Here is a 13,472-nt window from a genome sequence, read left to right on the forward strand (position 1 = left end):
CGTTGACTTCGTGAGTCCCTTATTTACCGCCCAACAAGTTTGGCAGGAACATCGACAATTGCGGAAGAAACGTAATCAACAGTAAGTCTATAATCAGCACAATATAGAACGGCACCATGCCTTTGCTGATCTGATCCAGCCGGATTTTTGCAATCTGCGCGGATATAAACAGGTTGATGCCAAGCGGCGGCGTACACATCCCAATCGCCAGGTTGACGATCATGATAATCCCAAAATGGGTTGGATCAATACCGAACTCGGCAGCTACTGGAGCCAGCAGCGGCGCTAAAATAATAATCGATGCATTGGACTCCATGAACATTCCTACGATGAGCAGGAATACGTTAACCAACAGCAGGAATACGATTGGATTATCGGATATGTTCACGAAGAAGCCAGCAACTGCCTGTGGAATTCCTTCGCGCGTCATAATCCAGCTGAACAATCCGGCGCTTGCAATGATGAACATAATGACAGAGGTCGTAATCGTAGATTGCGTCAGAATGTTAATCAGCTTGGAGAATTTAATCTCTTTGTAAACGAATACGCCAACGATGAAGGCATAGGCTACAGCAACGCCCGCGGCCTCCGTTGGCGTGAAGATACCGCCATAGATTCCGCCAAGGATAATGATTGGCATAAGAACTGCCCAGAACGACTCCTTGAAAGCCTGCCATACCTCTGCGCGCGTCTTTCTTTTTTCCCGTGCGTAGCCTTTGCGCTTAGCAATCATGTAAACGGCTATCATCAGCGACAATCCAATCATCAGTCCCGGAATAAGTCCCGCCATAAACAGATCACCGATTGAAGTCTCCGCCGCTACCCCATATAGAATCAATGGAATACTTGGCGGAATGATAACCCCCAGCTCACCCGATGTTGCCTGAAGGGCGCCCGTGAAGTTCTTATGATATCCTCGGGAGATCATCGCAGGAATCAGAATGCTGCCAAGTGCTGCCGTTGCAGCAGCGGAAGAGCCTGATATCGCAGCAAAGAACATCGACGTTACAATCGTTACAAGTCCAAGTCCGCCGGGTAAATGACCTGTCAGTGCATTGGCCAGATTCACGAGCCTTCTTGAAATTCCGCCAAATTCCATTAATGTCCCTGCAAATACGAAGAATGGAATCGCCATTAAGGGGAATGAATCCGTTGACGTGAATGAACGCTGAACCAGAACAAGCAGCGGCGTGCCGCCTTCCCACCAGATCGCCACCGCCGAAGCCATTCCCATTGAGACGGCTATCGGTACGCTGATAGCGAAGAAAAGGATCAGACATCCGAATAGTATGATAGGCATTATAATCCTTCCTCCTTCGCTGGCGGTAGTTTCTCGGAAACAATCGTTTCCAGAATGACCGCTACCGCATTGATAATGAGCAGCATCGCCCCGACAGGAATCGCCGCATAAGGGATCGACATGCTGAGTCCCATGGCTGCCGACGACTGCACGGATACCCGATTCAGAATATCAATGCCCTGGACCAGCAAAAGAACAAAGAACACAATGCATATCACCATCACGGTAATGCGGATAACCTTCTTGTTTACTTCACTCACCAGCTCCGGCAGCAGCTCGATCGCAACCAAACGGTGATGCCGCAGTGCAAGCGAGGAACCCAGGAATACGAGGTAAACCATCAAATATCTCGCAAGTTCCTCGGACCAGTGAAGTGGATAACCGATAATCCGGTAAATAATCTGCATGATAATCAGGATGGACATTACACCCAGGATCATGGCCACTGCGATGCCCACGAGTTTGTTGAGCGCGTCGATCGCTTTTAATGTCTGCCGCATGGCTTATCCCCCCTATTGAGAAAAAATGGTTATGGCGTATTAATAATTTTGTCGTAAAGCTCTCTTCCGTACATGTTGGCAAAGCGTTCATGCACGGATTTGGCAGCGGCCTCGAATGGGCCTTTTTCAACCTCAACGAACTCGGTTCCAAACTCCTTCAGTTGATTGATGATCTGCTCTTCCTGTTCAAACACCAACTGATTCTCATATTCGGTGGCTTCCTTGGCAGCCTCTTCAACCGCTTGCCGCTGGAACTCATTCAAGCGTTGGTACGTCACTTCACTCATAGCAAGCATCACGTAGCCGTATACATGATCCGTCATCATCATATATTTCTGGACTTCCTGAATTTTGGAGCTTGCCGTAAAAGCAACCGGATTCTCCTGTGCATCGATGACTCCGGTTTGAAGCGAGGAGTACACTTCTCCGAAGGCCATTGGCGTCGGCGTAGCGCCCATCGCTTCCCAAGCTGCAATGGAAGCCGGAATCTCGGGCACGCGGATTTTCAAACCGCGCAGATCGCTTGGCGTTTCAATTTTCTTGTTCGCGGTCAACTCGCGCGGGGTTCTCATCCAGAACTCCAAGCCACGGACCTCGGCATTATCAAGCAAGCTCTGCTTCAGTTCGTCTCCGACATCGCCATAGAGCACATTCTCCAGATGCTGCTTGTCGCGGAACAAATATGGCAGCTCCAGAATTGCATAAGGACTATAGAAATTGGATAATACGCCGGCCGGCAGTGCAAAATCCACCGACCCTATCTGCATGCCTTCGATCAGGTCTCGGTCATTCCCAAGCATGGAGCTGGCATAAACTTCGACCTCAATCTCTCCGTTCGTTTTCTCCTTGACCAGTTCCGCAAATTTAAGCGCACCGAGATGCCATGGATCGGATTCGCCCGTAATATGGCCGAGTCTCAGCTTGATCGGACCATCGCTCGTATTGGGCTTGGTTATAAATAAAGCGCTTACAATGAGCAGTGCAACCACCATGACAACTGTGATTCTTTTCCACATTTGCCGTTCCCCCAATCTGATATGAAGTTCCTGCGGCTTCCGTCCCTAGAAGCAGAAGCCGCGGGGAATATGCTGATTATTCAAAGGTGACAATGACTTTCAGAGATGAATCTTCTTTCTTGTCCACTAGACGGAAGCCTTCCGCCGCCTCTTCATAAGGCAGACGATGGGAAATGACTGATTTGACATTCACCGCCCCGCTGGACAACAAATCAATGGCCGAAATGGTATCTTCACGCGTATAGGTCATGCAGCCCACAATTTCTTTCTCTGTTTGCTGCAAATTTACGATATCGAAGGTTTGCGTGCCATGGAACATCGCAATCGTTACGCAGCGGCCGCCTTTGCGAAGCAAGGAAAGGGCATCATCCACGATTCCCGGAACGCCGGCCGCAATCAGCACCTTATCAAATTCGCCTGCAATGTCTGCCTTGGCTTCCGCTGTCCAATGATCCTTGCCGTGAATATTTAAGGTGTGAGTCGCTCCCATCTCCTTAGCGGATTCAAGCGCGTAATCCATCACATCGGTAACCATCAGCGTTGTAGCCCCTGCCGCCTTGGCTGCCGTCATGGCGAGCAGCCCGATCGGACCGGCTCCAAGAATGGCAACTTTGTCTCCAATTTCAATTCCGGCTTTCCTTACCGCATGAACCCCTACCGCAAACGGTTCAACGAGCACACCCAGCTCATGGTCCAGATGATCCGGCAGTTTGAACACACACGTCTCCGGGGCGGCAAAATATTCAGCCATCGAGCCATACCAGCCCTTCAGGCCAGGCGCTCCCCGCTCCGCGCAATAATTCGTTCTGCCGGTAAGGCAGTAATCGCATTTGCCGCAGCCCACCTGCGGCTCAACGGTTACCCGGTCCCCCGGCTTGAAGGAGGTGACGTCCTTGCCGACCTTCACGACTTCACCGGACAATTCATGTCCGATAATGACCGGCGGCTTCCGAAACAGATGCAATCCCTTATAAGTATGAATATCCGAACCGCAAATACCGGCAGCTTTTACCTGTATCAATACTTCCCCCGTCCCGATCTCCGGTATATCCACGTCTTTAACGACAACTTTGTATGCATCCTCCACATATACAGCCTTCATTGTCTCTCCCCCTTGTTGTAATTCAAGCTTCACGGAATGATTTCGTATCTCTCTGTTATATAAAAAGCGCTTGCTTTGATTCCTGCAAATGACGGCGCATCACGTCCGCACTGCTCTCCTTGCCGGTCTTCAGCGCTTCGTAAATCTTCCAATGATCCTCCAGGAACTTCTCCATCCGATGCGGATCCTTCCGCAAATGTCGGCGCGTGATCCGCTGCAGATGATCATGGTAGTTCAGCAGCACCCGGTGAATCTCCTGATTGCCCGTGCATTCGCAGATAATCAGGTGGAAGTCATGGTCGGCCTGGGCAAAATTCTTCACATCAAGTCGGCTGACGATTTCTGCCGTTTCTTCCAGATTGCCTTCCAGCTCCTTCTCCTGTTCAGGCGTGAGTCTGGTTTCGATCTGCTGGCAGTTGAACGTCTCAAGCGCAATCCGCAAATCATATATATCCACAATCCGGTTCACGGACAGATCATTAATGATGATGCCCTGCTTCGAGGAAACGGTGACAAACCCCTCGGTCTCCAGCCGTGTCAGTGCCGCTTTAATCGGCGTCTTGCTCATCCCTAGCAGCTCAATCAATTCCCTCTCGGACAAAAATCGGCCCGGCTCAAATTTCTCATTCAGAATGCTTTCCTTGATTTCATTGTAGGCCACATCCTTTAACAGAAGAGAAGATGCTGCCCCTTTGCTTTTATCCATCGTCATTCGTGTATTCTCCTATCTTGGGCTATTCATCCGGTTCAAGCGAACCGGCATCCCGCACGTTAATAAAATAATCCGGTGATCCCAGCTGCCCACCCTTAAGCGCCAGTTCCAGACCGGCAAGTCTGGCATCGTCTGAATATACCCTGCACAGTGGAGCGCCCGGTGAAACATCCCATATCATCTCCAGCCCGTATACACCCATTTCACTGGTGACAAAACCGGAGGTATCTCCTCCAGCAATGACAACACGGCGAAGGCCCGGGTTCTGATCCATGATCCGTTTGGTCAGCTTGCCAAGCCGTCTCCCGATAAACTCACCGGTTTCCGCTCCGGACAGCCCAAGCGAATTCAACCTGCTGCGTGTCTCTCCGATGGCTTCATCCTCAGGACCAAGTGCAGTGTACAGCACCACGCTCTGTCCTTCAGCGAGCTTGTCCGCTGCTTGATGGATCCATTCCGACAGGGTCGTTTCATCCGTATTCTGCATCATGTCCGGCGTTATGCGTATTCCATGAAAACCTTCGGCTATCGCCCGCTCAATCTGAAGCTGAGTGACAGGCGATGCACTCCCTGACATAACCAGAATTGTATCGGTTGGCTGAATACGGGCATCAGGTCCGTTGTTCTCCGATGAGTGCGAGCTAAGTCCAAGCTCATCCCAATGAGCAGCAAGAGCATATTCAACGCCAGAGGAACCGACAACAAACGTTCCCGCCCCTTCCGGCTTATCCTGAATGAGCTCCCCACATCGCTTGAGCCTGTCTTCATCCAGAGCATCAAATAACAGAATTCCCGGTTTCTCTACCAGTTTATCATGATATCGGTGATGAACCGTATCCTGGTCTCCGTCAAGCTCTACGATATCCATCAAAGCGATCACTTCCGAGGTCTGCTCGGCAAGGTGAAGACGCAAATCCGCCTCATGCATCGGAGTGGAAGGATGCTGCGACATCACGGGATGCCGATCCAAACGGTACACCGTATCATGCATTTTCGCAAAATGCTGGCCAAACAGCGTATAACGTCCGAGACGGGGCGCGCCGACCAGCAGCGGAACCGTAACCTGGTCAGGAAAATAGTCTCTTGCCACCCTAATCGCATGGCCTATGCTGCCAACCTCTGGAGAAGAATCGAAGGTTGAACATGTCTTATAGTGAACGAGCGGTGCGCCGCTCATGGACAGCTTCTCGAATACAGGCCGAAGCTCGGCCTCCATATCCTCTGGAGATTTGGCTCTGCTTGTACCTGCTACACCTACACAGCGAATGCCTTCAAACTTCTTCAGCCGCTCAAGCGAAGGTGCTTCCAGAAACAATACCGTGCGGAAACCGCTTCGGGCCAGTGCCTCCATCGCATCCGTCGAACCGGTGAAGTCATCACCATAGAAAGCAAGCAGCAGCTCATTGTTGTTCATGCTTGTCCCTCCTGAATCTATGATAGATCTATCATAGATCTATTTGAGACCTATTGTATGTGCAGCGCTTTCAAAAGTCAACAATCTTTTCGTTTGCAAGTGATAAACATCATGGCATAGGGGTTCATCGTGTGCCGCATTTAACCCTCATATTAGTCAAGCACCCCCTCATAATCATAAAAGATAGCAGTTTTAATCGGATGTTCGTAGATAAATGAACACGTGGAGGGAGAAACAAAATTCATGGGGAATCAGAGCCATAACCAAAAGAATCAGCATCATGTGCCTCAGCCAATACGCAGTGACGGAGCCGGCGGGCCTGACTATGGCCCGCGGGACGTGATGAGGGATATCGAGAATCCCGACTTGCTTGTGCCTCCAGCTACGGATGCGGGCTTAATGCCCAATCTGAAAATGTCCTTCTCCGACACGCATATGCAGCTCAATCATGGTGGCTGGTCGCGGGAAATTACGGTGCGGGACCTGCCGATTGCCACCACACTTGCCGGCGTCAATATGAGCCTTACGCCCGGCGGCGTGCGGGAGCTGCATTGGCATCAGCAGGCGGAATGGGCCTACATGATCTGGGGCAGCGCCAGAATTACGTCCGTGGATCAAAACGGAAGAAATTTCATCGCAGACGTGGGTCCAGGCGATCTGTGGTATTTTCCCGCCGGTCTCCCCCACTCCATCCAGGGACTGGAGGAGGGCTGTGAATTCCTGCTTGTGTTTGACAACGGCCACTTCTCGGATCTCAATACCTTGTCGATTTCCGATTGGTTTGCCCATACCCCCAAGGATGTGTTGTCTGCCAACTTCGGCGTACCGGAGAACGCATTTGACCATATCCCGGACAAACAGGTCTACATTTTTCAGGATCAGGTTCCGGGCTCGCTTGAAAGCCAGGAGGTCCAGTCGCCTTACGGGAACGTGCCGCTCAGCTTCAAGCACCGCCTGCTGGCGCAAGAACCGATCGTAACCCCTGGCGGAAGTGTAAGAATCGTGGACTCCAGTAATTTCCCGATCTCCAAAACCATTGCTGCTGCCCTCGTCGAGATTAAACCAGGCGCCATGCGGGAGCTCCATTGGCACCCGAATCAGGATGAATGGCAGTATTACCTGTCCGGACAGGGACGCATGACCGTATTCGCGGGCCACGGCACGGCACGGACCTTTGATTACAGAGCCGGTGATGTGGGATATGTTCCATTTGCTTTTGGCCACTACATCCAGAACACAGGCACGGAATCGCTATGGTTTCTGGAAATGTTCAGAAGCGACCGGTTCGAGGATGTATCCTTGAATCAATGGATGGCATTGACTCCTCGGGACCTAGTCCAGGATAACCTGAGAGTCGGACCCGATGTAACCGATGCTTTACGTAAAGAAAAATGGCCTGTTGTAAAATATCCGGGATTCTCGTATTACCCAAGGTAAAGTTCTAACTCCTGTTTGAACGGGGCCGGTTCTTCAACAGTTACATAATACAGACCTGCCAAGGAGACTCCTTCATGGCGGTCTGTTTGCTCCCATTCTGACATTTGACTTTTCTTTCCTTCTGCCATATAGTTCATTAATGAAACTATTTCACACGTGAACTATTCGAAAGGAGAACTATTCTTGAACGATAAGGCAAAGCAATGGATCGACCGGTATGTGGACGTCTACCTGCTGGTAACCCGCCGGATCAACGCCCAGATTCGGGAGCATCTCGGAGAGGATCTGACCCATGACCAGTTTCAGGTTGTGCGTTTGATCAACAGCATCGATCACTGTACTTCATCCCATTTGGCTGAGACGCTTGCCGTTGGTAAGAGCTCGATCACCGCCATCGTCAATCGTCTGGTGGATGCAGGCATTATTGACCGAACCCGGGACGAAGCGGACCGAAGGCTGGTGTATTTGTCGTTAACGGAATACGGCAATTCCATTTTTGAGTCAGCCCAGGAGCAGGTGCGGGAGATCATCTCCCCTTACTTGCAGCATTTTGAAGAAAAAGATATTGAAATGTTCATCGTCGATGTTCGAGAAGCTGGGGCAGTTGATGTTTGAATCAGGAGGGAGAAAAAATTGAAAGCCATACTGAAAGCAAGATGGGCAATCATCGTTCTATGGCTGGCAGCAGCTGTTGTGCTGTTTATGCTCGCGCCTTCCATGTCAGACCTGGTTCGGGAGAAGGGTCAGCTATCCGTACCTGACGGATACAGCTCGTCGCGGGCCACAGAAATTCTCAAGGAAGCATCAGGCGGAGAAGGCGGAGAAACCCTGCATCAGGTTGCACTTGTCTTCAACAAGCCCGACGGGCTAAGCACCGCGGACAAGGATAGTATCCGGCAAGGCGTTCAAGCCTTAAACGACAATAAAGAAAGCCTCCACATCGATTCCATCAATGAACCGTTCACGCAGACGGAGCTGGAAGACACCCTGATTGCAAAGGACGGCAAGACCATCATGGTCGCACTGCAGGTCAGCGGGGGCCAAGAGGCTGTAAAGGCACTTCCCGATAAGGTCAATGAGGTGCTGGAGGGCGTTCAAGCCGATCATTACCTGACAAGTGAAGGCCTCATTAATGAAGATACCATCGTCAGCTCCGAAGAAGGCCTGAAGAAAACGGAATATATTACGGTTGTCTTTATTCTCCTCATTCTATTCGTGGTATTCCGTTCCTTTGTAGCGCCATTCGTTCCACTGTTGACCGTAGGACTCAGTTACATTGTGTCACAATCGGTTGTATCTTTTCTCGTGGACCAGTTTAACTTCCCGATATCGAGCTTCACCCAGATCTTCATGGTCGCCGTCATGTTCGGGATCGGAACCGACTACTGCATCCTGCTGATCAGTCGGTTCAAGGAAGAACTGACGGCATCAGAAGATACGCAATCGGCTATCATCGAGACCTATCGGAAAGCCGGAGGGACCGTGCTTTATTCCGGGCTTGCCGTATTTGTCGGTTTTGCCGCCATCGGTTTATCGAAATTCATTCTCTACAAATCCGCGGTTGCGGTTGCAATCGGCATCGCGGTTATGCTTCTAGCGTTGGTTACGGTCGTACCGTTCTTCATGGCGGTGCTTGGCAAGAAACTGTTCTGGCCGTCACGCGGCAAGCTTGAGCACAGCGAGAACAAACTATGGGGAGCAGCAGGCTCCTTCTCTCTCAAGCGTCCTTGGGCTGCACTGCTGGTCGTGGCTGTCATCGTAGCCCCTTTCCTTGTTACGTACAGCGGCAAGCTGTCGTTTAACAGTCTGGAGGAGATCGGTCCAAGTTACGCTTCGGTCAAGGGCTTTAACATTATCTCGGACAGCTTCGGTCCAGGGCAATCGCTGCCCTCCACGATCGTAATCAAGAATGATGATCGAATGGATACGGCGGAATATATGGGACTCGCGGAGAAAATCAGCCGTGAGGTGGAAAAGGTTGATGGGGTATCCAGCGTCCGCAGTCTCTCCCGTCCAACCGGCGAGCAAATTAATGATTTCCTCATCCCAACGCAGGTCAAAACGTTAAATGAAGGGTTGGGAGAGTCCAAAGACGGACTGACTCAAATTCAGAATGGATTATCCGAAGCGGGCAAACAGCTCAGCGAAAATACGCCTAAACTGAATGAAGCCGCAGCGGGGGCCAAAGAACTGACCAAGGGAACCGCCGATCTTAAGGACGGCATTACCGAACTTGGTCAAGGTCTCAGCGCCATTCAAAAAGGTATTCAGAGCGGAAGTGCGGGCGCCGGCGAACTTAAATCCGGACTTGCGCAAGCTGCGCAGAGCGCTAAAGAGTTAGCTGCCGCAAATGCCCAGCTGCTCCAGGGCTATAAACAGCTTGATACCGGATTAACAGCTCTTGACGGCGGCGTTGCCGGACTTCAGGAGCAGCTGGGTGGCGTAGCTGCTGCACTGGGCGGACTTGACGGTTCCTTCACAGGCCTTGAGAGCAACTATCCGGAGCTAATTCAAGATACCGACTACCAAACCATTAAGGGAACCGTAACACAAACAGCAGCAGGTACTGCCGAGTTGGCTGCGGGTCTTGGACAGATCTCCCAGCAGCTCAAGGGCGCATCCGCCGGCTTATCGGAAGCGAACACCGGATACGCTAAAGCGGCCGCCGGGCAAAAGGCGCTTGCCGACGGACTCCAGCAGCTGGTGTCCGGTATCGGTGAGCTTCAATCCGGCCTCTCCCAGGCAGCTAGCGGGCAAGGCCAGATCATAGGTCAAATCCCTTCCATTACAGGTGGGCTGGATCAGCTTCAGGGCGGTCAGAAGCAGCTTGCCGACGGATTTGGCGATCTGACCGGGCAGATCGGAGAGCTGACCGAAGGCCTGAATTCCAGTGCCGACGGGCTGAAACAAATCTCGGACGGACTGCATTCCGCCCAGGATTATCTGCAGCAGATTCAGGATGTTCAGGATGAAGAGCTCAGCGGATTCTTCATTCCGCAGGAAGCGCTTGAGAATGAAGAATTTCAGACCGTATTTGATACCTACTTGACCGATAACCGCAAAGTGATGACGCTGGATGTTGTCTTGGCTACCAATCCATACAGCGAAGAAGCGCTAGGCAGCGTCGAGCAGATCCAAACTGCAGTCGATCGTGCCGTGAAGGATACGAAGCTGGAGAACGCCGAAGTTGCCATCAGCGGCATCACCAGCACCAACAACGACCTGCAGAATATTTCGAATGAAGACTACACGCGGACCGTGATTCTCATGCTGAGCGGGATCTTCATCATTCTGGTCGTGCTGCTGCGCTCCATCGTGATGCCGATCTATCTGATTGTTTCATTGGTCATTACGTACTTTACCGCAGTCGGTGTTACGGAGATGATCTTTGTCCACGGCTTCGGATATTCCGGCATCACCTGGGCCACGCCGTTCTTCAGCTTTGTCATGCTGATCGCGCTCGGGGTGGACTACAGCATCTTCCTGATGGCACGCTTCAACGAGAATAAGAGCTGGGATGTTCAGGACGCCATTCTTCATGCCATGCGCAATATGGGTACGGTGATCCTGTCTGCCATGGTCATCCTTGGCGGTACATTTGCAGCAATGTATCCATCCGGCGTACTGTCGATGATGCAGATCGCAACGGTGGTTCTGGTTGGCCTTGTGCTCTATGCACTGGTATTCCTGCCATTCTTCGTACCGGTCATGGTACGCATCTTCGGCCGGGCCAACTGGTGGCCCTTCACTCCCAAAGAGCGGAGCGAATCCTCTAGTAAAGGACATGATCTGAAGATGTAATTCAAGCGCACGAACATGCATGCTGATCTGCCTTCTTTTATGAAAAAGAAGCGCCTTGCATGGGAGCGGCAGTTTCTCTTTCTCCAGGCTTATCCGGTGCTTCACACGGACCGTGCATGCTGGTTAAACACAACAAAGGGCTGCACCAGGGTATAACTTACCTTGGGTGCAGCTCTTTTTTTCCTGCGTTCCGATACATGGCTTCTCCTGGTTTGCCTTTTCAGCGTATGTCTTATTCCGTTTAAGGGCTTAGTGCGATCTCATATTGCTGCCTACTGTACAATACCAATGTAGAATCCGTCATACCCTTTGCTTCCCACGGTTTGAATCGCGGTCCCGGAAATGGCCGGCTCGCCGGAGAGCATATCCATGAACTTGCGGATGCCTTGCACCCGAGGATCCGTGCTGTGATGGTCGATCACTTCTCCATCCCGAATGACATTATCGCTTATGACAACGGTACCCGGACGCGAGAACTGTAACGCCCATTTCATATAATTCGGATTGCTCGGTTTATCGGCGTCAATGAAGACCAGATCGAACGGCTCTGCCTTCTCCTTAGCCAACTGCTCCAACTGCACCAACGCATCGCCTACCCGGATTTCGACTCTATCCTCAAGCCCTGCCAATGCCACATTGGATTTGGCAACCTGAGCATGAAACGGATCGAGCTCCAGTGAAATCAGTTTTCCCTCCGGTCCGATCGCTCTTGCCATCCAGATCGTACTGTATCCGCCAAGCGTTCCGATCTCCAGAATGCGCTTTGCTCCCTTGATACGGGCGATGACATTCAACAGCTTTCCCTGAGCCGGGGATACGTCGATTTCGGGCAAGCCAGCCTCCCGGTTTGCGAGCAGCACCTGCTCCAGCACCTCATCGTAAGGGATCAAGCGCTCCGTAACGTAATCGTCCACTTTTCCCCACGTCGTGACATCATTCGTTTTCATTTTGATTTCCTCCTCTTGTTCATTAATCATGGTTCTTACAAATTCATTGTATGTGATTTATTATTATAGATATAATATATCTTTTATTAGTTTATATAACTTAAATATATAAATGGAGGGAGAGCACTTCACATGAACTTACACGCGCTAAGATTATTCCATGTCATAGCAACGACAGGCAGTGTTACCCGCGCTGCCGAACTGTTAAATATAAGCCAGCCCGCCATTACCGCCCAAGTCAAGAAATTTGAGAGAGAACTTTCCATTACCCTGCTTCAACCGCAAGGTAGAGGCATCGCTCTGACGGAAGCCGGAAAGGAGCTTGTCCAGCTTGCCAAAAGACTCTTCTCCGTTGAGTTGCAGATCGAGCAGTTTTGTCAGGATTTTCGAAGCGGTTCGAGAGGACATATCCGGTTGGCCGCCACTTATCTCCCTTCCCACTTCCTGCTGCCGGCCTGGTTAGCGAGATATAAACAGCAGTATGAAGGCGTGGAGATGAGTATCACAACGACCAACTCCAGCGATGCGCTTAAGCAGCTGCTGAATATGGAAGTCGACATTGCCATCTATGGAGGGCTGCCTGAAGAATCTCCAGATGAGATTCAGACCGAAGAATTGTTTCGGGATGAGCTGTGGTTCGTGGTATCACCGGATCACCGTTTTGCCAATCTGCATATCTCGCTTGATGAGATGATGAGGGAGCCTTTTGTAATGCGGGAGGAGGGAAGCTCAACCCGTGAACGGTTACTGGCCTTATGCCGTACCCATAGCGCCCCTTCGCCGCGCATCGCGCTGCAATTCAATGGTCTGCATGAAGCGATCACCGCCGTCATTGCCGGATACGGTGCCAACTTCGTATCTTCGCTTGTTGTGCGCGAATACGTGGAGCGCGGAGAGCTTAGCCGGGTGTATGTCGAAGGAATCCAGCTGCAAAATATCATCGCGGTCTGCACCCGCAAACAAGAGCCTTTATCCGCCGCAGCCATGAACTTCGTGGATATGATTCGGGATCAGTCCTGACGCCTGATGCGCGAGAATGGTCTGGTTGCCTCTCAGCCTGCTAAATTACCCACGAAATTCATCTGCGATGGTAACCAGTATGTTACGGCAACGATAGACCCGCATGCCGATTCATGGCATACGGGTCTGTCATTGTTGTCGTTACCTCGGGTGATTTTTCCCCAGTTTACTAAACTCTGCGTATGCCGTTTCACAGATACAGACCATTGTTTTTGTCGTTACT

At 51.2% G+C, this 13,472-nt stretch carries 11 protein-coding genes; 4 read left to right on the forward strand and 7 right to left on the reverse strand.

Annotated elements, in window-relative coordinates; translation table 11 throughout:
- Nucleotides 1–19: 19 nt before the first annotated feature.
- From PVOR_RS22790 to PVOR_RS22815, 6 genes are all read right to left on the reverse strand, one after another.
- Nucleotides 20–1,300 (reverse strand): TRAP transporter large permease, encoded by a 1,281-nt coding sequence (locus PVOR_RS22790; protein WP_006211865.1) that lies wholly within the window; start codon nt 1,298–1,300, stop codon nt 20–22.
- Nucleotides 1,300–1,800 (reverse strand): TRAP transporter small permease, encoded by a 501-nt coding sequence (locus tag PVOR_RS22795; protein ID WP_006211866.1) that lies wholly within the window; start codon nt 1,798–1,800, stop codon nt 1,300–1,302. The genes PVOR_RS22790 and PVOR_RS22795 overlap by 1 nt, the downstream gene beginning before the upstream one ends.
- A gap of 29 nt (nt 1,801–1,829) precedes the next feature.
- The gene (locus PVOR_RS22800; RefSeq protein ID WP_006211867.1) at nt 1,830–2,816 is read right to left on the reverse strand and encodes a TRAP transporter substrate-binding protein; all 987 of its coding nucleotides are present in this window, start codon (nt 2,814–2,816) and stop codon (nt 1,830–1,832) included.
- Nucleotides 2,817–2,892: 76 nt separating this feature from the next.
- Nucleotides 2,893–3,918 carry a zinc-dependent alcohol dehydrogenase gene (locus PVOR_RS22805; protein WP_006211868.1) on the reverse strand — a complete coding sequence of 342 codons (1,026 nt, stop codon included), beginning with the start codon at nt 3,916–3,918 and terminating at the stop codon, nt 2,893–2,895.
- 55 nt (nt 3,919–3,973) lie between these two features.
- Nucleotides 3,974–4,630, reverse strand: a complete 657-nt coding sequence (locus PVOR_RS22810) for a GntR family transcriptional regulator (protein WP_006211869.1) — start codon at nt 4,628–4,630, stop codon at nt 3,974–3,976.
- Between the two features lie 22 nt (nt 4,631–4,652).
- Nucleotides 4,653–6,044, reverse strand: a complete 1,392-nt coding sequence (locus PVOR_RS22815; RefSeq protein ID WP_006211870.1) for a four-carbon acid sugar kinase family protein — start codon at nt 6,042–6,044, stop codon at nt 4,653–4,655.
- Nucleotides 6,045–6,287: 243 nt separating this feature from the next.
- On the opposite strand from PVOR_RS22815, the gene PVOR_RS22820 reads away from it, so the two are divergent.
- The 3 genes from PVOR_RS22820 to PVOR_RS22830 all read left to right on the forward strand — a co-directional run bounded on the left by PVOR_RS22820 (nt 6,288) and on the right by PVOR_RS22830 (nt 11,282).
- Nucleotides 6,288–7,481, forward strand: a complete 1,194-nt coding sequence (locus tag PVOR_RS22820) for an oxalate decarboxylase family bicupin (RefSeq protein WP_006211871.1) — start codon at nt 6,288–6,290, stop codon at nt 7,479–7,481.
- A gap of 183 nt (nt 7,482–7,664) precedes the next feature.
- The gene (locus tag PVOR_RS22825; RefSeq protein ID WP_006211873.1) at nt 7,665–8,096 is read left to right on the forward strand and encodes a MarR family winged helix-turn-helix transcriptional regulator; all 432 of its coding nucleotides are present in this window, start codon (nt 7,665–7,667) and stop codon (nt 8,094–8,096) included.
- 18 nt (nt 8,097–8,114) lie between these two features.
- Nucleotides 8,115–11,282, forward strand: a complete 3,168-nt coding sequence (locus tag PVOR_RS22830; protein WP_006211874.1) for an MMPL family transporter — start codon at nt 8,115–8,117, stop codon at nt 11,280–11,282.
- A 272-nt stretch (nt 11,283–11,554) separates the two neighbouring features.
- Here the strand turns inward: PVOR_RS22830 and PVOR_RS22835 are convergent, their stop codons facing one another.
- Complete coding sequence (locus tag PVOR_RS22835) at nt 11,555–12,229, reverse strand: O-methyltransferase (protein WP_006211875.1); 675 nt, start codon at nt 12,227–12,229, stop codon at nt 11,555–11,557.
- Nucleotides 12,230–12,361: 132 nt separating this feature from the next.
- Between PVOR_RS22835 and PVOR_RS22840 the strand changes: the two genes are divergently transcribed.
- Nucleotides 12,362–13,249 carry a LysR family transcriptional regulator gene (locus PVOR_RS22840; protein ID WP_006211876.1) on the forward strand — a complete coding sequence of 296 codons (888 nt, stop codon included), beginning with the start codon at nt 12,362–12,364 and terminating at the stop codon, nt 13,247–13,249.
- The last annotated feature ends 223 nt before the right edge of the window (nt 13,250–13,472 follow it).

This window comes from Paenibacillus vortex V453 (assembly GCF_000193415.1).
Taxonomy (GTDB): domain Bacteria; phylum Bacillota; class Bacilli; order Paenibacillales; family Paenibacillaceae; genus Paenibacillus_AQ; species Paenibacillus_AQ glucanolyticus.